Here is a 20,159-nt window from a genome sequence, read left to right as displayed (position 1 = left end):
GCGTCGACGCCGCGCATCCTTGTGCGCGTTGCATCCCGCGGTTGAAGCGTATCTGTTGCCACCCTCGTGACCCTCACCTCCTCAATGAAGTCGCCGGAACGTCCGCTCTCCCTGGGCGTGATCTTTCTCACGATCTTCATCGATCTGCTCGGCTTCACGATCATCTTCCCGCTCTTCCCCGCGATTCTGGAACATTACCTGCGCGCGGACGGTTCGGGCGGCGGACTGGGCTGGCTGCTCGCGCAGATCGATCATTTCGCGCGCCTCGCCGGTTCGCATAGCAACTACCGCGAGGTCTTGTTTGGCGGCGTCCTCGGCTCGCTCTACGCGTTCCTCCAATTCCTGTTCGCTCCTCTGTGGGGAACGTTGTCCGATCGCATCGGCCGGCGCCGTGTGCTGTTGATGACCGTCGCCGGCACGACCCTGAGCTACGTGCTGTGGTTTTTCAGCGGATCGTTCTTGTTGTTCATCGTCGCCCGTCTGATCGGTGGCGCTTTCGCCGGCAACTTGTCGGTCGCGACTGCCGCCGTCGCCGACGTGACCACGCGCGAAAATCGCGCCAAGGGCATGGGCATCATCGGCGTGGCGTTCGGCCTCGGTTTTCTGTTCGGCCCTGCGATCGGCAGCCTCGCTGCGTTCCACGATTTCACGCTGCATCATCCCGGCCTGACGCGCTTCGGCGTTAACCCGTTCTCGTTCGCGGCGCTGCTCGCGTTTGCCTTCAGCCTCGTCAACCTCGTCTGGGTGGCGGTGCGCTTTCGCGAAACGCTCGACCCGGCGCACAGCGGCGAAAACGAGCGTGTCCGCATCCGCCACCCGTTGCACGAACTGCTCCACGCCAAAGCCGGTCCCGCCCGCCGCACGAACTGGCTCTACTTCATCTTCACCCTGGCGTTTAGCGGCATGGAGTTTTCCCTGCCCTTCTTGGCCAAGGATCGGTTCGCGTATGAACCGACCGATATGTTCAAGATTTTCGTTTTCCTCGGGCTCGTGCTGATCTTCACGCAAGGCGGTCTGGTGCGGCGCGCCGTGCCCCGCTTTGGCGAGAAACCCGTGCTGCTCACGGGCCTGCTCTGCGTGTGCCTCGGCATCGCGCTGGTCGGTTTGTCCCGCGGTGCGGCCCTGCTCTACACCGGCCTCGGCGCCATCGGCGTGGGCGCTGGTTTGATCAACCCGTCCGTATCCTCCCTCGTGTCGCTTTATAGCCCACCCGCGCAGCAGGGTCGCACGTTGGGCGTCTTCCGCTCTCTCGGTTCCCTGGCCCGCGGCATCGGGCCGGTCGTGGCATGTTTGTTCTACTGGTGGCAGGGCGCCACCGTGACTTACCTGCTGGCGGCCGCGATCGTGTTGGCACCATGGTTTCTCGCGTTGCCCCTTCCCCGCCCGCAAAAATAGCCGCGGGGCGCTTCGCCCGGCTCCTGCTGGCTCTGGTCTGCGTCGCGTTGGCTGGCGGCTGCACCGTGTGGCCGTGGCGGCATGAACCGCCGCGACCCGGCCGCACCACCCTCGATAAACGCCAGACCGAGCTGCCAACGCAGTTCCTCGGCAACTACCTCATCGTGGAGGCCAAATGGGAGAAGCGCCGCCCTGCGCGCTTTATCATCGATACGGGCTCGTCCGTCACGCTGGTCAGCGCCGAGTTTGCCGCCAGTCAAGGCATCAAAGGCCCCGCCGGCGGCGTGCCCGCGGCCCATGTCCGATCGGCCGATGGCACCGTTGCCACACTGCCCGGCACCGTGCTGCGGCGGCTGAAGCTCGGCGACGCCTTGTTCGAAAGCGTGCCGGCCCTCGTTTACGACTGCTCCGCGATCTCCGCGCACCTCGGCGTACAGATCGACGGCATCCTCGGCTTTCCGCTCTTCCGCGAGACGATCCTGACGCTCGACTATCCTCACTCCCGCGTGCTGCTCGCGCCGCGCCACTCTCCCGCGTTGCTCCCGGGCTCCGTCGTTCCCTTCAACAACCGCCAGAAAACGCCGCTCATTTCCGTGCGGCTCGGCGATCAATCGTTTGTCGCCCTCATCGATTCCGGCAGCGATGCCGCCCTCCACCTGAATCCTCTCGGCCTCCACCCCACGTTCGTCCGCCCGCCGCGCACGGGCGTTTCCGTCGGCACCTTGACCGGCGACCGCACCCAACAAATCGGCCGGGTGCGCGAGCGCTTGGTGATCGGCAACTATGAACTCGTGCGACCGGTGGTCGATCTCACGGACGAACTTTCCGCCATCGGCGGCGACATTCTCCGCCACTTTACGGTCACGTTCGACCAAGAGCGCAGTCAGGTGACTTTTTACCGCGAATCGATGGAGCCGATCCCGCCCACGCCGCGCCTCAGTTCCGGTCTGAGTTTCAATAAAACCCCCGCTTACTGGCGCGTCGCCACGGTCGTGCCCGACTCACCCGCCGCCGCGGCCGGCGCGCAGACCGGCGATCTCATCACGCGCATCAACGGCGAGCCGGTGAGCGCCTGGCCGCTCGGCCGCTATGAGGAACTCGTCGCCGATGGGGGCGTGATCGTCTTCACGTTTCTGAACGGCCGCGACGAGTTTCAGCGCCGCATCCCCGTTTTCTCGCTCGTCCCCTGACGCGCTCAACCAGCCCGCCGCAGACGGAAAACTGCCGCACCATCGTGCGCCGATTCCCACGGCCACGCCATCGCCTCTGTCTCCCGGGAAAACAAACCGCGGGTCTGCGCGACAAACGCCGCCACCACCTGCTCGTTTTCCTCCGGATCAATGCTGCACGTGGAATAAATCAGCCGTCCGCCCGGCAGCACGAGCCGCCCGGCCGCCACCAACATCTTCCGTTGCTGCTCGGCATGCCGCGCGAAATCGCCCGCCTGCAGACGCCATTTTACGTCCACGCGATGCCGCATCACGCCGGTGTTGGAGCACGGAGCATCGAGCAGCACCGCCGGATAATTCGACGGCAGATTGTGCTCGATCAGCAGCTTGCCCGCATCCTTCAACACATCGCCCTGCACGAGCGCCACCTCCACGCCCCGTGTCCGCGCAAGATTTTCCTTTAACCGATCCAGCCGCACCCCCGGCAGGTCGAACGCGACGAGCCGGCCCGCGCCCATCGTATCCGCGATGAGCACACTCTTGCCGCCCGGCGCCGCACACAGGTCGACCACCATTTCTCCCGGCTGCGGCGCGAGAAGTTCGACGGCCAGGCGCGTCGACGGATCCTGCAAATAAACCTGCCCCGCCGCGAGCAACCGCTCCACCTCGCGCCAATGGCCCGGCGGCACTTCGTAAAAACCCGCCCATTGCGTCGGCCGGAGAAAATCGGGCACCGCCACCGCGGCTTCGCCCGCGGCTGTCGCCCCGGCGCGCCAGCGCGCGTAAACCGGTGCCGGCGACTGATTCCATTCGAGCAGCCGGCGTGTGGCCTCAGCGCCAAACTGCGCGAGCCAGCGTTGCACCAGCCAGACCGGATGGGAGAAATACTCCGCCAGCGCCGCCGCGTCCGCGAGCCGTCCCGGCACCGGCTGCGCGGGCAGCGAGGTCGCCAGCTTGCGCACGATGGCGTTGACGAGCCGCGCCTCCGCCGGGCTCGCCAGATGCTTCGTCTGCTCCACCGCGTGATGCACGATCTTCGCCGCCAGGCCATCCGGCATTTCGCCGGACGATTCGATCAGTTCAAAACCCGCCAGCAACAACGCCGCCTGCGTGATCGGCCGCGCCGGATGAGCCAGCCACGCGCGTGTGGCTGCATCGAGCCGCGCATGATGCCGCACCACCCCGAGCACGAGACCGTGGGCGCGCGTGCGCTCGGCCGCGCCGAGTTTGGGCGGAAGATTTTCCAGCAGCGCATCCACGCGCTCCCGACGTTCAAGCCAGCGCGCGACCAGCTGCGCAGCAGCCGACCAGGCACTGGTAGACGATAAATTCGAAGGAGAGCTCATAGCGGACGGTGACACACGGTTTGACAATGCAGGTGATTGTCCGCTCAACTTTCCCGTTCAGGCCCTCACTTTCGCAATCATGAATTCAGAAGCAGCTTCCGCACTCATCGCCAAAAACCCGTCTCTCAAGACGGCAAAAGCCAAACTTGAGGCGATGGAGCCGGGTGCCTACTGCATTCATCGCAGTTGGGGTTTCGGACGCATCAAGGACTACGATGAGGCCGCGCAACGCCTCATCATCGACTTCAAAACCAAGCAGGGCCAGTCGATGGACCCCGCCTTTTGCGTCAACACCCTCGAAGTGCTGCCCGCGAAGCACTTGATGGTGCGCAAAGAGACCGAATCGGAAAAGATTTCCGATCTGATCGCGAACAACCCGGCGCAACTGATCGTCGAGGCGCTCCAAGCCTATCCGAATCACGCGACCACGGCCATCGACCTCGAAATCACGCTCGCCCAAGTGATCGGCGAAGAGAAGTTCAAGAAATGGTGGTCCGGCGCCAAAAAGGCCGTCGCGAAAGACCCGCGCATCGCCGTTCCCGAGAAAAAGACCGAGTGCTACGTGCTCCGTGAAGTTCCGGTTTCGACCGAAGACGAAATCGTCGAGCAGTTCACCGGCACCCGCTCCGCCCGCCGCCGCATCATCCTGGCGGACGAGCTCGTCACCGACATCGGCAAGCAACCCGCCAAAAGCGACTTTTCCGCCGTCCTCCAAGGCGTGGCGGACTCCGTCAAGGACAGCAACCAGCTCGATGCCGCGGAGCGCCTCTACGGCGCGTCCGTTCGCGACTTGCTCGCCAAAGCCACGGGATCCACCGAGGTTTTCTCGCCGACCCAGGCCGAACTTATCGCGAACGTCCGCGACTTGCCCGACATCGCGGAAAAAATTCCGGTGCCCTTCCAGCGCGACTTCCTCGAGCTGATCAAGGAAACGCATCCGCTCGAAAGCCGCGAAATCCTCTTCACCTTGCTCAAGACTTCCCAGGGCAAGTTCACCACCGAGTGCATTAATTTCCTCGTGGAAAGCGGCTACGCCGACGAACTCGCCGCGACGCTCAAGCGCTGGCAAACCGAGCAGAATCTTCGCGCGCCCGTCCTCCTCTGGATCGTCAAGAACCGCCACTCGAAGAAATTCGCCAAGCTGCTCAACGACCTCATCACCCCGCGGCTGCTTAACGCCATCTTCTTCGCCATCGATTACGAAGCGCTGCAGGCCTCCAGCGCCCGCCGCATCCCGCTCGCCGACATTCTCAGTGAAGACACCGAGCTGATCGCCGATCTTCTCTCGACCGCCGATCCCGAAACTGCGCGCGATCTCGCGAATACCTTGATGCTCAACCAAGGCTTCGAAGAGCTCACCAAAAAATCGCTCCTCGCCCGTTTCATTAAGATTTTCCCGAACATCCAGTCGCTCGTCGCCGCCGACGCCGAGAGCAAGGAAGAGCAGCTGCTCGTCTCCCGCGCCAGCTACGACCGCAAACGCGAGGAATACGAAAACATCGTCTCCAAAAAGATTCCGGAAAACTCCAAGGCCATCGCCACCGCCCGCGAGCACGGCGATCTCAAGGAAAACTCGGAATACAAAATGGCCAAGCAGGACCAGCAGGTTCTCATGGCGCAAAAGACTCTCTTGGAACGCGACCTCGGCCGTGCCCGCGTCACCGACTTCAAGGATTCCGCCACCGATCAAATCAGCATCGGCACCATTGTCACCGTGCGCAGCCAGGCGTCGAATCAGGAAGGCCGCTACACGATCCTCGGCGCGTGGGACAGCGATCCCGAAAACCACGTGATCTCCTACAAGACGCCTCTCGGCGCTGCCTTGCTCACCAAGCGTCCCGGCGACGTCGTGACGGTGAAGACCGGTGCGACGGAAGAGACCTATACGGTCGTCTCCATCAGCCGCTACGCCGATCAGAAAGCTTGATCGAATTTCCGTTCGCGCTTTCCCGCATTTCTTCAACCCGCCTCACCTGAGGCGGGTTTTTCGTTTCCCGCTCTTGCGGACCGCCTCCGCCCTGCCCGGCTGCACGATTGCGTTCCGCGCGGTGCCCTTTCACCCTGCGCTCGCGTGAACGCTCCCTGGGACATACTGAAAACCCTGTCCGACCCCACTCGCCTGCGCTTGCTGGCTCTTCTCGCGCGCGAAGAACTCTCGGTCGCGGAACTCCAGGAAATCCTCGGCATGGGCCAGTCCCGCATTTCGTCACAACTCGCCCAGCTTCGCCAAGCCGGCCTCGTCTCGGACCGCCGGGAAGGGAAAAACGCCTTCTACTCCCTCCGTCGCGCCCTGCCACCCAAGCCCGCCGCTCTCCTGCAAGCCGCGATCGACACCGTGGCGGAGTTGCCCGCCTTGCAGGACGACCACGACAACCTGGATCGCATTCTCCAAAAACGCCGCCGCGTATCAGAGCAGTATTTCAATCTCATCGCCGGGCGCCTCGGTAAAAACTATTGCCCCGGCCGCTCCTGGGAAGCGATCGGTCACCTCGCGTTGCGCATCACGCCCGCCATCGTGATTGCCGACCTCGGCGCCGGGGAAGGCCTCATCTCACAACTGCTCGCGCAGCGCGCGCAACAAGTCTGGTGCATCGACAACTCTCCCCGGATGGTCGAAGTCGGCACCGCCCTCGCGAAGAAAAACGGTCTCGCCAATCTCGCCTACAAACTCGGCGACATTGAGAACGTCCCGCTGCCCGACGCCTCGGTCGATCTCGCGATTCTCAGCCAGGCCTTGCATCACGCCCAGCATCCCCAAGCCGCCGTGGCCGAGGCGTATCGCATACTCCGGCCCGGTGGGCAGATCCTTGTGCTCGACCTGAACGAGCATCAATTCGCCAAGGCACGCGAACTCTACGCCGACGTTTGGCTCGGTTTCAAAGAGAGCGCGTTGCACCAATTTTTAAAGCGGGCCGGCTTCGTCAAAGTTGCGGTCGCCGCCGTCGCCCACGAGACCACCGAACCGTTTTTCGAAACGCTTCTCGCCAGCGGCGTGAAATAATTTCGCGCGCCGCAGTTCCCGCAAACACCCGCCCGCAGTTGCCCCGCGCGCGGAAGCTCGTCTTCGTGCGTGCTCCGCATGCAACCCGTCCGCCGCGTCTCCTCTTACGTTTTCCGCTATCGCGGCTTCTTCGCGCTCACGCTCTCACTCGCGATCGGGAGCACCCTTTTCCTCATCGCGATTCCACAGGTGATCAAATGGATCGTCGACGACGTGATTGCCCCCGGCCGCCGGGACTTGCTGTGGACCGGCGTCGCCGCCCTCACTGCCTGCTATTTCATGCGCGATGCGCTCAATTCCCTGCGCATCCGCGTCAACAACACGCTCGAGCAAAAGATCCTCGTCGACCTGCGCGGCGACTTGCACGCCAAGCTCCTCGACCTCCCGGTATCCTACTACGATCAACGCCAATCCGGCGAAATCGCCTCCCGCGTGATCGAAGATGTGCAAAACGTCGAACGCGTCCTCCTCGATGGCACGGAACAGGGCACCGTCAGCATTCTCACGATTCTCGGCATCGCGATCATCCTCTTCATTCAGCAACCGATGCTCGCCGCGCTGACGATCGCGCCACTACCCATCGTCCTTCTCCTCGGCCGCCTTCATTTCCGCGCCGGCCGCAAATTGTGGAAAGCCACGCGCGAAGCCGCCGGCGATATGAACGCATTGCTCATCGAAGACATTCAAGGCAACCGCCTCATCAGTTCCTTCGCCCTGAAAAACCGTGAACGCGGCCGCTTCCTCGCCGCCGCCGGTCGCCTTCGCGACGCCACTCTTCGCGCCATGTATCGCTGGTCGCTGCACGGCCCCGGCACAAACTTCATCTCCAGCCTCGGCGCCGTCGCTGTCCTCGGCGTGGGCGGCTCGCTGCTGATGCAGCATCAACTCTCGCTGGGCGCATTCATCGCGTTCTTCGCGTATTGTTCGCTGCTCTACCAACCCGTCAGCCAGCTCAACAACCTCAACAATCTGCTCTCTGCGGCGCGCGCCTCCAGTGATCGCGTGTGGGAAATTCTCGATCATCCCGTCCTCATCGCGTCGCCCGTCGCCCCCAAGCCTTTTCCCCGCGGCGTGCCCGAGGTCCGCTACGAACACGTCAGCCATGCCTATCCGGAGCGCCCGCCCGTCATCGCGGATTTCTCGCTCACCCTCCCCGCCGGTCGCGTCACCGCTCTGGTCGGCCACACTGGCGCCGGGAAGTCCACCCTCGCGAATCTCCTGCTGCGCTACTACGACGTCACCGCCGGACGTTTGACGCTCGATGGCGTCGATGTGCGCGAACTCGATCTCGACGAACTGCGGCAACACATCGGCTACGTCGCGCAGGAGCCGTTTCTCTTCAACGGCACCATCGCCGAAAACCTGCGGCTGGCCGCCCCCTCCGCCAGCGAAGAACAAATCGCCGCCGCCCTCCGCGCCGCCGCCGCGTGGGATTTCGTGCAACGCCTCCCCGACGGCGTGCACACGCGGGTCGGCGAACGCGGCATCCGCCTCTCGCAGGGCGAAAAACAGCGCCTCACCATCGCCCGCGTCATTCTCAAAAACCCGCCCATCGTCGTCCTCGATGAAGCCACGGCCAGCGTCGACACGCTCACCGAAGCCGCCATTCAGTCAGCCATCGAAACGCTGGTCGCGGATCGCACCACGCTCGTCATCGCCCACCGCCTCTCCACCGTGCGTCGCGCCGACTTCATCGTCGTCCTCGATCATGGCCGTATCACCGAATCCGGCACGCATGACGAACTGGTCGCCGCCGGCGGCCGCTACGCCCGCCTCTGGCGTGCTCAAGTGGACTCGCAACGCGATTTCGACGCCGAGGCCGCTGACGTCGGCACCGCGACGTCTTGAACGCCCCGTTGATCAGAAGCGAAAGTTAAGCGGGTCGGCGCCGCACCGCTGACCACGATCGAGTCGCGCGATCGCCGCCATTTCGTCCGCGTCCAGCGCGAAGTCGAACAGATCGGCATTCTCGGCAATGCGCTTGGGATCGGCGGATTTCGGAATCGTGGCCACGCGCGTCTGCAAGTCCCACCGCAGCACCACCTGCGCCGCGCTCTTCCCATGGCGCGCGCCGATCTCCACCAGCGTGCGATCGCGCAGCAATGCTCCCGCTTGCATCAAGGGACTCCACGCCTGCACCTGAATGCCACGCGTCTGGCAGTAGTCGATCAACGCCGGACTCTGGAGATACGGATGATATTCGATCTGATTGACCATCGGCTTTATTTCCACGTGCGGCAGCAATTCTTCGAAGTGCGCGATCATGTAGTTGCTCACGCCAATCGCCTTCACGCGCCCCGTGCGGTGCAACGTCTCCAACGCGCGCCAAGAGGAAACCATGTGCCCTTTGATCGGCCAGTGCAGCAGGTAGAGATCGAGATACTCCAGCCCGAGGCGGCGCATGCTTTCCTCAAACGCCTCCGCCACCTTGTCCGCGCGCATCGCGTCGTTCCAGACTTTGGTGGTAACGAATAATTCCTCGCGCGGCACGCCGCAGCTGCGCACCGCCTCGCCGACCCCGCGCTCGTTGCCATACAGCGACGCCGTATCGATCCCGCGGTAACCCTGCTCGATCGCCGTCCGGACCACCGCCGCCGTCTGCGCGTCACTCTTGATTTGAAAAACGCCCAGCCCCACCCACGGCAAAACGTAGCCATTGTTCAACACTGCATTCGCGCGCAAGCCCGCGGTGCTATCCGGAAAAGCCAAATCGGCGTGAGCGCTCATGCGCGCTGATAATGTGAAGCCCTGCGCACGCGTCAAATCCACGCCCGCCCGGAACCCGCGGGCAAGTCTCTCCGGCAAACGATGTGGCGCGCATAGGTCGCCTTCCCATACCGCTTACTCTTTCGCCCCGCCTCCGTCGCCAGCCGAATACACCCGCTCAACGCGGAAGGCTCCGGATACCCGCGCGCCCACTCTCGCGGTAGAGTGGCGTCCACGCTCCAGCGCTCTTCAACTTCCTCTCTCCGCGCATTTGCGCCGCGAGGAAATCGCGAGCTCCGGCCACCGTGATTCCCGCACCTTCAACCCAACCTTCTGGAAAGAGCCTATGAACCTGCCGAACATCTCTCCCAGCCTGCGCCGCCACGATGCCGAGCCCGGCGGGGGCGCTTCCCCCGAAAGCCCACGCGGCCAGGCCGCCGACTTCAAAGACGCCGCCGGTGGCCTCCTCCGCGACGCCGGTGAACAACTGAAATCCGCCGCTCGTCAGGCCAAGGAGCAAGCCGCGCATCTCGCCGAAGAGCAGAAGGACCGCGCGGCCCGCCATGTCGGTGCTTACGGCTCCGCGATGCATTCCACCGCCGCGCAAATGGAAAACGAAGATCCCAACATTGCGTGGGTCACTCACGCCGTCGCCGATCGCATTCAAAAAGCCGCGGATTACCTCCGCGCCAACGATTTTTCTAAGCTCCAAAGCGACTTGGAAGGCCTTGCTCGCCGCAATCCCATCGTGTTCTTCGGCGGCCTTTTCGTCGCCGGCCTTGTCGTGGGCAACCTGGTGACCGCCACCGCTCGCGAGACGCCCAAACCCCGCAGCGGCGCCTCTGACGCCGACTCGCTCGGCTGGGCACCCTACGGCGATGCCCCCCGCACCGCGCGCACCGACAACCCCGGCGGCCCTGCTTCGCCTCCGATGTAAGGTCGACCGTCATGAACCCCGACACCAACCCCCACCCGGCTTCCATCGTCCAACTGCTTCAGCAATTGCGTGACGAGGGCATGACCCTCCTCTCGCAAGAAGTCGCTTTGGCCAAAGCGGAGATCACCGACAAGCTCTCCGAAAAGGCCGGCCAGGCCATCAAGCTCGCCGTCGGCGGCATGATTGCTTACGCCGGCTTGATTGTGCTCCTCCTCGGCGCCGGCGACCTCCTTGCGTTCGGCTTGAGGCACACCGGCATGGATCCGGAAGTCGCCGTCTGGCTCGGCCGCACCGTTGTCGGTCTGCTCATTGCGATCGTCGGCGCCGTGATGCTCGCCCGCGCCAAGCACGCCTTTGCCAAAGACACCCTCGTGCCCGAGCAAACCCTCGCGTCGCTCGAGAAAAACAAAAACTGGGGCCGCGCCAAACTTCACTCCGTGCATGAATCCGTCGCCTGACCCCTCGGAACCCGAAGCCATCCGCGCAGAAATCGCCGAGACGCGTCAGCGGATGGACGACACCATCGATGCGCTCACCTCGCGTTTGCATGGCCGACACCTACTCGACGAGGCCATTGGTCTTTTCCGTTCCAAAAACCATTCCGGAGAAAGTGCTATGAACCAGAAAATCAAAGATACCGCCAACACCGCCGTAAACGCGGTCGTTTCCACCGTGAAAGAAAACCCCATTCCCGCGCTCCTCATCGGCGGCGGCTTGGCATGGCTGGTTTACAACCGCCTGCATCATTCTTCCTCCTCTCCGCGTTCCGACGACGATGACTCCTCGCCGGTTCCTTACAGCTACTTTCAAGAAGGCACCTCCGGCTCCGCCGACTATTCCGATTTTGAAACGGATGAATCTGGCGCCGACGCCGAAGGCAAACTTCATGCCGCCGCCGGCGCGCTCCGCGCCAAAGCCAGCGGTGCCAAAGACGCCCTCTATGAAGGCGCCGCCCATCTCCGCGATCGCGCGACGGAGATCGGCTCCCGCGTCGCCGATCGCAGCCGGGCGATTTACGGCAAAGCTCGCGACGGCGTGGTGCACACGGCCGAAGACCATCCGCTTGCGCTCGGCCTCGGTTGCCTCGCCGCCGGAGTCGCCATCGGCCTCGCCCTGCCCACGCCACGCCGCATGAAAGAACTCGCCGGCCCCACGGCCGATCGCCTGCGGACTCGCGCCCGCGAAGCGGGCCGCGACGTATTGGAGCGCGGCAAACGCGTCGCCGCCGCCGCCTCCCAGGCCGTCAAAGAGGAAGTTCATGCCAAGAACGACGCCGCCTTCTCGCAACCGGCCGTCACGGAATCGACCGCCGCCAGCGGCGACCACTCTGTCGCCGGTGCGTCGTCGGCCAACGCGCCGGGCAATAGCGCGTCCGCCTGAGCCCTTCGCCGCCCGGCTTCGACCCCGGTGAGTTTTACGTCTCGACGGGGCGCAGCTCGCAACGCCCTCACGTTGGATCTGGCCCGCTGAACCCTTGACCATCAACCCCGCTTCCGCCGCGGATGCTCGCGGCCGGTCCGCCCATCATCCCGGCGAACTCCCTGCGCGCGGTTGGCTGGATATCCTGGCGCGCACGCGGCAAAAGCTCGCCGCGGACAACCTCTCCATCGTTGCCGCCGGCGTTGCCTACTATGGGTTTTTCGCCGCCGTGCCCGCCTTGGGTGCGACCATCTCGCTCTACGCGCTGGTCGCTGATCCGTCCACCATTGCCGCGCACTTGGAACTCCTCGCCCGCGTTTTGCCGGGAGAGGTCATGCCTTTGGTGCAGGAGCAAATCAGCCGTATCACCGGCAACACCACGGCCGCCGGCTGGGGAGCCGTGATCGGTGTGGTCCTCGCGCTCTACAGCAGCGCGCGGGCGACGCGGGCCCTCATCGCCGGACTCAACATCGCCTACAACGAAACCGAACGCCGCGGCTTTTTACGCCTGCTCGTGCGATCACTCGCGCTCACCTTCGCCGCCATTCTCGGCGTGCTGGTCGTCATCGGCCTGCTCGCCGCCGTGCCTCTCGCCGCCCGCCGCGCGGGTGTTTCCGCCGGCACGGAAATGCTCGTGGCCTGCCTGCGGTGGCCCTGCTTGGTTGTTCTTTTCGCCAGTGGCGTGTCGGCCCTCTATCGCTTCGGGCCGTCACGGCGGCCCGCCCGCTGGTCCTGGTTGAGCGGCGGGGCGATGGTCGCCGCCACGCTCTGGATCGCCGCCTGCGTGGGCTTTTCGTTCTACGTATCCAAATTTGGGAGCTACGATCGCACCTACGGGTCGCTCGGCGCCATCGTCATTTTTCTCTTCTGGCTCTACCTCACCGCCTACGTCGTGCTCCTCGGCGCAGAACTCAATGCGGAGATGGAACGCCAGACCGCGCGCGACACCACGCCGGGGCCGGAACGCCCGCTTGGTCAGCGCGGCGCGTTCGCGGCGGACACCGTTGGTCACGGACGAGGCGAGAAATCTTGAAGCAAAATTTCGCGCTCACTTTTGCAAATTGCCATTGCACCGAAGGAGGCGAGTGCGCTGAATGCTCGGGTCATGCCTACCCCCAAGAGTAAAGCCAAAGCGAAAACCAAAGCCGTGAAAAAGCCTGCTGCCAAAAAACCGGCGGCTAAGAAAAAGCGGTAAGGATTCGCTTCGCTAGCATTCAGCCCGGTCTTCACTGACCGGGCTTTTTTGTATCCACGAATGAACGCCACATCACCGCCGGCGGGTTGTCGTTTCTCCTCGTCCGAGTAGCGTTCTCCCATGAGCAAAGCCTTTCTCCGCGAAGATGACCTGCAGCCCGAACCCGCTTCTCCGCCGGCGCTCCCGCTCTCGCTGCTCATCGGCGGCAAGCACTATCTCACGCCCCGCGGCGCCGCCGTGCTGCAGGAGGAAATCACCCGTTTGAGCATCACGGAACGACCGGGCCTGGCCGCCCGGGCGGCCAGCGATGCCGACGAAAAAGCCGAGCTGCAGCGCCTCGACAGCCGGGTGCGCCAACTGCAACTGACCTTGCAGACCGCGGAGATCGTTCCACCTCCTCCGCCGCCTCATGATGTCGTGCAGTTCGGCGCGACCGTCACGGTGGAAAGTAAAACCGGCGGCGTAGTTCGCTATCGCATCGTCGGGGTCGACGAAGCCGACCCGGCGGCGGGGACGATCAGCCACCAGTCGCCCATCGCCCGTGCCTTGCTCAACGCCCACCGCGACTCCTCGGTGGAATTCTCCTCGCCGGCCGGTCGGCAAGAGCTCCGCGTGACGGACATCAGCTACGAGTAGAAGTCGATTCGTCTGCCCGCGCCCCGCAGTTGCCTTTGTTGGCACACCGCGACCGACTCACTCCATGCTCTCGCTTCCTTCGCGCAACGTCTTCGGCGGCCCGTTGAAGCCGTGTTCCACCCACCCGCTGACGGGATTTTTCCGCAACGGCCGTTGTGACACCTGCGCCGAGGACCACGGTTGCCACACCGTTTGCGTCGAAGTGACCGCGGAGTTTTTAGCCTTCAGTCGAGCGCATGGGAACGACTTGTCCACGCCGCGCCCCGAGTTCTCATTTCCGGGGCTCGTGCCGGGCGATCGCTGGTGCGTCTGCGCGAGTCGCTGGCTGGCCGCGGTGGAATCCGGCTGCGCCGCTCCCGTTGCCTTGGCCGCGACCCATGCGCGTTCACTGGAAGTCATACCCGAGGATGTGCTCCGTCGTCATGCGACGGCCTAAAAAAAAGGCGCGGCCGCCATGGCCGCGCCTTGAGAGAGCTCACTGTTGTGAGGCGCTCAGTTCTTTTCCGAAACGGAGATCTGGTTGTCCACATCCCAACCGTTGGCGGCTTTTTCCACCTTGTCTTCAATCGTGTTCTTCAGGTCTTTGCTCGGCACGGTGCCCGTAAGCACGAGCTTGCCGTTTTCCTGCGAGACCTGCACCTGACGAGCCGCCGCCGGCAGCGAACCGTCGTTCAACACCCGGCGAACAGATTCAACCGTCGCCTGGTCAGTCGCAGCGCGGCTGCTATTCGCAGCGTCGTTGCTCATCACCGTGGTCATGCCGCCGGGCGAAGTGATGCCCGTCGTGGTTGACTGGCTCTTCCAGCCGCTCGAGTCATTCGTCGTATGGACCGAAACGTTCATGCCCGGATCCGCATCCCAGCCCTGCCAGGCGTAGACTCCATCCCGATTCATCACGCCCGCCGTCGCGGCAGAACCCGCGGTGGCCGCCACGAACTGGTCTTTCGTCAGCGAAGTCGTGACGGAATCACGACCCGTGCCGGAGATCTCGACCTTGTCGAAGCTCACTACGTATTTCCCATTACCCGTCATCCGACGGCTGCTGTTGGCGCTCACGCCCGAGCGGCCGGCGCTCATATCTTCGTTGGTCGTGCCCGCACCCACATTGGAGCGGTCAGTCGCGACGAAGTCATGATCGGGATCGAGAAGAATCGCGGCGCGATGATCAGACCACGTGATGACCAGGTCATCGATGTTGCCCACCTTCTGATCGCCGGAGCGGATGTTCTTGCCGATGACGTCGCTGGCCAGAACGCACTGCGCATTCATGTCCGCATTCTTGTCGGAATGCTTGTGCCACTTCGACTTCATCGTGTCCGCTTTCACGTCGTAATACTGATCGAGTTGCATCCGCTGGTCATTCACTGACGCCAGCTGATCCTTCTGGAACTTCGGCGCGTCTTTCCATTTCGCTTTGTCGATATTGACGGAGAACTTGTCGCTCGACATCGATGCCGACATCGATCCGGCGGACGCACTCGTGGTGGCGGTTGCGGGTGTCAATGCAGCGGCGGGCACGAGATGCAGCGTATCGCCGATTCCGAGCACGCCGCCCGAACTCACGACCACATATTCAATGCGGCCGTTGTCAGGGTTGATGACGAAATCATTGATGTCGCCCAGCTTTTCGCCGTCCGAACCGACCACGGCGCGACCCATGAGTTTTTGCGCGCTGTGTTCTTTGCGGGCGTCCTTCATTGCCATTCGCGAGCTGCGGGCCGAGCCGTTGTCGCTCCGGTAATCTTTATTCGTCGACTGATCCATGCTGCTGCTGTCTGCGCTGGTCCGCGCTCCCGCCATAGGCGCGAGACACAGAACCAAAGCGCCGACCGCCGCGCAGGTGAGTGATTTTGAGTGGTTTTTCATAGGATTCCTGATGGGGGTTGCGTTTAGTTTCAGTTTCCGGCGCGCCGCATCACGAGCTCTCCCGGCTCGCGACCGCACCCGGTCTGTCCTCAACTCGCCGCCGCGGATCGCAGCCGGGAGGCCCGGCCGCAAGCGCAAGTGCAGTGAGTTGCGAACATACGCTAACTCTACTCTTCCGCGGGAAAGTCGCCATGGGGTCGCCTCCGGAACGCACACTGGGCCGATTCTATCTGCGCCATCATGGAGATGGTAAACAAGGACTCAGCAGGCCCGCTGCTCCGCCATCCGCTGCGCCCTGAGCCGGTGGTCACGCCCGCGCTTGAAGCAATCCGCCCCACCTGCCGTCGCGGAAATTCTCCGAGCAACCGCGGCGTGCAACTCGGGCCTAGGGTGTCTCATGTCTGCCGCCACCGTGTCCCTTTCGCCCACGCATTTGCTTGCCCGCGCCCGCATCGCTCTCGGTCGCCGCCGGGAGATCGCGCGCCTCTCCCGCGTCCACCACGCCAACGAAAAGGCGCTCGCGACCGCCCCGGGAGTCCTGCCCGTTCGTATCAATGCCCCTGCCGGCGGATTGGGCGCTCATTTCAACATGGCTGTGTTGGTCCTGACGGCGTGCCACGAGCGTGGACTGCGCCCCAAGTTCCGCTTCACCACCCCTCACTATGGCCGGCCCGACGGCAGCTACGATTGGCTCGCGGAACTCTACCGCCAGCCAACCGATCTGGATGTTCCGCCCGGCGCTCCCGAGTTCGTACTCACGCAATGGAACGACGTTCCCCCTTCGCTGCGCCGGGCCCGAGCCTGGGAACGCGCGGAGCTCGCCGCCTTCCTGCATGCGCATTTCACCCTCGCTCCTGCACTGAGCGCCACCCTCGAAGATTATCACGCCCGCTTCATGGGCGGCGAGCCCACACTCGGCCTGCACTTCCGCGGCAGCGACAAGCACACCGAAGCGGACCCGGTCACTCCGGCGGCGATGCTGGAGGCCGCCGCCGCGCTGCTCGAAACCGGGTCTTTCGATCGTGTGTTCTTCGCGACCGACTCCCTCTCTTTCGTGAGCGCCATCGGCTCCGAATTTCACGGGCGCCCGGTGGCCAGCGCGCCGGACGTGCTGCGCTCCGGCGACCTCACCGGCGTGCATTTCATGAACCACGGGAATCCGGTGACGAAAGCTCGCCAGGCGCTGCTCGACGCATTGCTCCTCGGTCGCTGCCAGCATTTGTTGAAAACGGAATCAAGCCTCTCCCAGTGGACCACGTTGCTCCACCCCTCGCTGCCCGTCACTCAACTGAACCGACGCCGCACATCGCCCGCTTGGGCCGCATGGTTTCCCGTGCCGATGTTTGCCGAAGGAACACCGCGGGGCGCCTAAGAACTCCAGACGGGCATTGCGCGTTCCGCCAGCGCATTGCCCGCGCTGATCGATCGTGACGCGACAGCCCCGGCGCGCTCTTGGAACGGCAGTCGCCTGCCCTCATTCGCTCACCTGGCACCCGCCCGACTATCTTTCGTCGTCGCTCCCGGCGCACCGAACTGTACAGCCGCCGGCCTGTCAGCAACTTGCCGCCCACCGCCGGGATGCTCTGCTCCTCGGCTCGTTTGCGCCCCACATCGTGCAACCCAAAATGGATAGTGTGCCGCTTCGCGGCTTCGTAACGCTCGCGACTGTCACCCTCGTGGTCGCCATCCTGCGGCTCGCCAAGGATGTGATGATCCCGGTCGCGATGGCCATTCTCCTCGCGTTCCTTCTCACGCCCGTCGTCGTCCGTCTCACGCGTTGGGGATTGCCCAAGACCGCCGCGATCATTGCCACCGTGACGCTCGCCTTTGCGGTGCTGGGCGGCGTCGGCTGGTTGGTCGGCGCCCAATTGCTCGACCTCGCCCGGCAACTTCCGAACTACGAGCAAAACATCCATCACAAAATCGCGGCGATGAAGGCGCCCCACGCGCCCGAGGCGATCTCCCGCGCGTCCGGGGTGGTCGAAAACGTCCGCAAACAACTCCAAGCCCCTTCCGAACACGTGCCGACCGATGCAGCCACCGCGCCCGCGGAGCCTGGCCCAGTCCCCGTCGTCATGAAATCCGATGGTTCGGCCGTGGAGGTCGCGCGCGAAATCCTCGCTCCCGTCCTCGGCCCGCTCGGCACCGCCGGCATCGTGATTGTTTTTGTGATCGCGATGTTGTTTCAACGCGAAGACCTCCGCGACCGCTTCCTCAACGTCGTCAGTTCGGGTCAGATGAACATGGCGACCCAAGCGCTCGATGATGCCGCCCAACGCGTCTCGCGCTACTTGGGCATGCAACTCATCGTCAACGCCACCTACGGCGTTCCCATCGGCCTCGGGCTGTTTTTCATCGGCATACCCAACGCCCTGCTCTGGGGCCTCCTCGCCACTCTGCTGCGCTTCATCCCCTTCCTCGGACCATGGATCGCCGCCATTTTTCCCGTGGTCCTCGCGTTCGCCGTCGATCCCGGCTGGATGAAATTGATCTACGTCGTCGGCCTCTTCGTCGTGATGGAGTTGATCAGCAACAACGTCGTCGAAGTCGTCCTCTACGGCGCGAGCACGGGCATTTCCAACGTCGCGCTCCTCGTTGCAGCGGTTTTCTGGACGTGGCTCTGGGGCCCCGCCGGACTCTTTCTCTCCACCCCCATGACCGTTTGCCTCATGGTCATCGGCAAATATGTGCCCGGCCTGAAATTTCTCAGCGTCTTGCTCGGCAGCGATCCCGTGCTCGCTCCGCCCGTGCGCTTTTATCAACGCATGCTCGCGATGGACGCCGACGAAATGGAGTCCATCGCGCTCACCTACATTGAAGAGCGCTCCCTGCTGGAATTCTACGACGACATTCTCCTCCCCGCGCTTCAACTCGCCGAACAGGATCGCCATCACGGCGCCCTCGCCGAAGTGCGGCAGACGTTTATCTTCGAAGAGTGCCGCGAGTTGATCGCCGAGTTGGAGCGCAACCCCGAAGCCGAGCCGAATACGCCGCTCGCCGCCGACGCCCGGGGACTCTTTGCCGTGCCGGCCCGCGACGACGCCGATGAAATCGTTGCGCTCATGTTGCGCCACTTGCTCCTGCAACGCGGAATAGAAATGGACGTGGCCTCCATCACCACGAAACCGGAAGAGAACATCCAACGCATCGAACAAGAGCCGACTCGCCTCGTCTTTGTCTCTTCCCTCCCCCCGGGCGGATTTTCCGCCGCGCAACACGTGATCCGGCGCTTCCTGCGCGCCCGCATTCGTCCGCCGATCGTGCTCGGCCTGTGGTCGCGCGACGCCGCGGTCGGCCCGCTGAAACAACGCCTCCGCTCCTCGCGCGTTGAGGATCTCGTCACCTCACTCGGCGAAGCGGTGGCTGTACTGGAGAAACGCCTCGCCGGCCGCACGGCCGATTCAACCTCCGCATCCGTTCCCGACGCCGCACTTGCACCCTTGGACCTTGCCCGAGCCGCCGCCGACGACGTGATCGCGCTCGTCACGCGCGACCTCGCCGACGCGTTCGACGTGCCGGTTTCCCTCGTCAGTTTTCTCAAGGCCGACGCCGAATTCTGGGCCGGCATCTCCGGTATCTCCGAAGAAAACGCCGACGCCCCACAGGAGCCGGGCATAGAGTCGGCGTTGAACGACTTTATCACGGTGACCGATGATCTCGTCGTGATTGACGACACATCCGCCGATAAACGCGTCGCCGCTCATCCGGCTGTCACCGCTCGCGGAGTGCGATTTTACGCCGGCGTTCCGTTGCGAACCGAGGCTGGCCACGTCGTCGGCACGCTCTGCCTCGTCGATACCAAACCACGGGAAATCACGGCCGCGCAAAAAGCGCTCTTGCGCGCACGGGCGGCGGAGCTCGTCGCCGCAGTGCAAAGTCGCAAGCCGCCCGCGCCGGCGTAAAAAAAGCCCGGCAGTATCGCCCGGCTCGCCACGCTCGCTGGGCGGATGCGCTTTACTCTTCGTCCTCCTCGTCGTCGTCCTCCGCCGTTTCGATGTCGATCTCCTCGGCGATGCGGGTGAGCCGCTTGTCGGTCTCGCCCTCTTCATCGAGCGTCGTCTGCAAGAGGTCGGCAATCTGATCTTCGCCCAGCCGCTCAGCCAGTGTGCGCACGGTGCCATAACCCGCCATTTCGTAGTGCTCCACCTTTTGCGCGGCTGCGATGAGCGCCGAGTCGATCAACGCCGGGTCGCCTTCCATTTGGAGGACTTCCTTCCCTTCCGCGATCAGCCCTTCCATCGCCTTGCACTTTTTTCCCTTCGGCGATTCGTCCAGCTGCTCCATGACTTTCTCGAGTCGTTCGACGTGGGTTTTGGTTTGCTCCCAATGCTCGGTGAAACCCGTTTTGAGATCCTCGTCCGTAGCGGCCTTTGCCATCTTCGGCAGCGCTTTGACCAACTGCGTTTCGGCGCTGTAGAGATCCTTGAGCTGTTCAACCAAGAGTTCTTTGAGTGATGTGACAGTAGACATGGTAAATGTGGTTTAACGT

The 20,159-nt window shown here is 63.8% G+C and carries 18 protein-coding genes; 13 read left to right on the top strand and 5 right to left on the bottom strand.

From position 1 onward, the window contains the following. Window positions 1-84 precede the first annotated feature (84 nt). On the top strand, window positions 85-1,395 hold the full coding sequence (locus K0B96_RS04750; protein WP_220164398.1) for an MFS transporter: 1,311 nt from the start codon (window positions 85-87) through the stop codon (window positions 1,393-1,395). Then, entirely contained in the window at window positions 1,356-2,585 is a 1,230-nt protein-coding gene (locus tag K0B96_RS04745) for a retropepsin-like aspartic protease (RefSeq protein ID WP_220164396.1), read from the top strand. Before K0B96_RS04750 ends, K0B96_RS04745 begins: the two co-directional genes overlap by 40 nt. Window positions 2,586-2,590: 5 nt before the next feature. On the opposite strand, the gene K0B96_RS04740 is transcribed toward K0B96_RS04745, so the two are convergent. After that, the gene (locus tag K0B96_RS04740; RefSeq protein ID WP_220164394.1) at window positions 2,591-3,910 is read right to left on the bottom strand and encodes an RsmB/NOP family class I SAM-dependent RNA methyltransferase; all 1,320 of its coding nucleotides are present in this window, start codon (window positions 3,908-3,910) and stop codon (window positions 2,591-2,593) included. A gap of 79 nt (window positions 3,911-3,989) precedes the next feature. On the opposite strand from K0B96_RS04740, the gene greA reads away from it, so the two are divergent. The 3 genes from greA (at window position 3,990) to K0B96_RS04725 (ending at window position 8,759) form a co-directional block, all read left to right on the top strand. Continuing rightward, the gene (greA, locus tag K0B96_RS04735; RefSeq protein ID WP_220164392.1) at window positions 3,990-5,837 is read left to right on the top strand and encodes a transcription elongation factor GreA; all 1,848 of its coding nucleotides are present in this window, start codon (window positions 3,990-3,992) and stop codon (window positions 5,835-5,837) included. 144 nt (window positions 5,838-5,981) lie between these two features. Next, window positions 5,982-6,911, top strand: coding sequence for an ArsR/SmtB family transcription factor (locus K0B96_RS04730; RefSeq protein ID WP_220164390.1), 930 nt, complete (start codon window positions 5,982-5,984; stop codon window positions 6,909-6,911). Window positions 6,912-6,989: 78 nt separating this feature from the next. Continuing rightward, complete coding sequence (locus tag K0B96_RS04725) at window positions 6,990-8,759, top strand: ABC transporter ATP-binding protein (protein ID WP_220164388.1); 1,770 nt, start codon at window positions 6,990-6,992, stop codon at window positions 8,757-8,759. A gap of 12 nt (window positions 8,760-8,771) precedes the next feature. Here K0B96_RS04725 and K0B96_RS04720 read toward each other — a convergent pair whose 3' ends face one another. Beyond that, window positions 8,772-9,638 (bottom strand): aldo/keto reductase, encoded by an 867-nt coding sequence (locus K0B96_RS04720; RefSeq protein WP_220164386.1) that lies wholly within the window; start codon window positions 9,636-9,638, stop codon window positions 8,772-8,774. A gap of 325 nt (window positions 9,639-9,963) precedes the next feature. Between K0B96_RS04720 and K0B96_RS04715 the strand changes: the two genes are divergently transcribed. The 4 genes from K0B96_RS04715 (at window position 9,964) to K0B96_RS04700 (ending at window position 13,006) form a co-directional block, all read left to right on the top strand. Next, a complete protein-coding gene (locus K0B96_RS04715; RefSeq protein WP_220164384.1) occupies window positions 9,964-10,554 on the top strand; it encodes a hypothetical protein in 591 nt (196 codons plus the stop codon). An 11-nt stretch (window positions 10,555-10,565) separates the two neighbouring features. Further along, window positions 10,566-11,012 carry a phage holin family protein gene (locus K0B96_RS04710; RefSeq protein ID WP_220164382.1) on the top strand — a complete coding sequence of 149 codons (447 nt, stop codon included), beginning with the start codon at window positions 10,566-10,568 and terminating at the stop codon, window positions 11,010-11,012. Beyond that, complete coding sequence (locus K0B96_RS04705; RefSeq protein ID WP_220164380.1) at window positions 10,996-11,934, top strand: DUF3618 domain-containing protein; 939 nt, start codon at window positions 10,996-10,998, stop codon at window positions 11,932-11,934. Before K0B96_RS04710 ends, K0B96_RS04705 begins: the two co-directional genes overlap by 17 nt. Window positions 11,935-12,028: 94 nt before the next feature. Continuing rightward, window positions 12,029-13,006, top strand: a complete 978-nt coding sequence (locus K0B96_RS04700; protein WP_255558847.1) for a YihY/virulence factor BrkB family protein — start codon at window positions 12,029-12,031, stop codon at window positions 13,004-13,006. On the opposite strand, the gene K0B96_RS04695 is transcribed toward K0B96_RS04700, so the two are convergent. Further along, complete coding sequence (locus tag K0B96_RS04695) at window positions 12,982-13,290, bottom strand: hypothetical protein (RefSeq protein WP_220164378.1); 309 nt, start codon at window positions 13,288-13,290, stop codon at window positions 12,982-12,984. The genes K0B96_RS04700 and K0B96_RS04695 overlap by 25 nt on opposite strands. Here K0B96_RS04695 and K0B96_RS04690 point away from each other — a divergent pair. Beyond that, a complete protein-coding gene (locus tag K0B96_RS04690; protein WP_220164376.1) occupies window positions 13,289-13,804 on the top strand; it encodes a GreA/GreB family elongation factor in 516 nt (171 codons plus the stop codon). The genes K0B96_RS04695 and K0B96_RS04690 overlap by 2 nt on opposite strands. 64 nt (window positions 13,805-13,868) lie before the next feature. Next, entirely contained in the window at window positions 13,869-14,240 is a 372-nt protein-coding gene (locus tag K0B96_RS04685) for a DUF2237 family protein (RefSeq protein WP_220164374.1), read from the top strand. 56 nt (window positions 14,241-14,296) lie between these two features. Here K0B96_RS04685 and K0B96_RS04680 read toward each other — a convergent pair whose 3' ends face one another. Beyond that, window positions 14,297-15,808: a PRC-barrel domain-containing protein gene (locus tag K0B96_RS04680; protein ID WP_220164372.1), complete on the bottom strand. Its 1,512-nt coding sequence runs from the start codon at window positions 15,806-15,808 to the stop codon at window positions 14,297-14,299. Between the two features lie 259 nt (window positions 15,809-16,067). Between K0B96_RS04680 and K0B96_RS04675 the strand changes: the two genes are divergently transcribed. Beyond that, window positions 16,068-17,042, top strand: coding sequence for an O-fucosyltransferase family protein (locus tag K0B96_RS04675; RefSeq protein WP_220164370.1), 975 nt, complete (start codon window positions 16,068-16,070; stop codon window positions 17,040-17,042). Window positions 17,043-17,283: 241 nt separating this feature from the next. Beyond that, the gene (locus tag K0B96_RS04670; RefSeq protein WP_220164368.1) at window positions 17,284-19,572 is read left to right on the top strand and encodes an AI-2E family transporter; all 2,289 of its coding nucleotides are present in this window, start codon (window positions 17,284-17,286) and stop codon (window positions 19,570-19,572) included. Between the two features lie 52 nt (window positions 19,573-19,624). Here the strand turns inward: K0B96_RS04670 and K0B96_RS04665 are convergent, their stop codons facing one another. Beyond that, entirely contained in the window at window positions 19,625-20,140 is a 516-nt protein-coding gene (locus tag K0B96_RS04665) for a ferritin-like domain-containing protein (protein ID WP_220164366.1), read from the bottom strand. Window positions 20,141-20,159: the final 19 nt, after the last annotated feature.

This window comes from Horticoccus luteus (genome assembly GCF_019464535.1).
Taxonomy (GTDB): Bacteria; Verrucomicrobiota; Verrucomicrobiia; order Opitutales; family Opitutaceae; genus Horticoccus; species Horticoccus luteus.
This window is presented reverse-complemented; position numbering and strand designations above follow the sequence as displayed.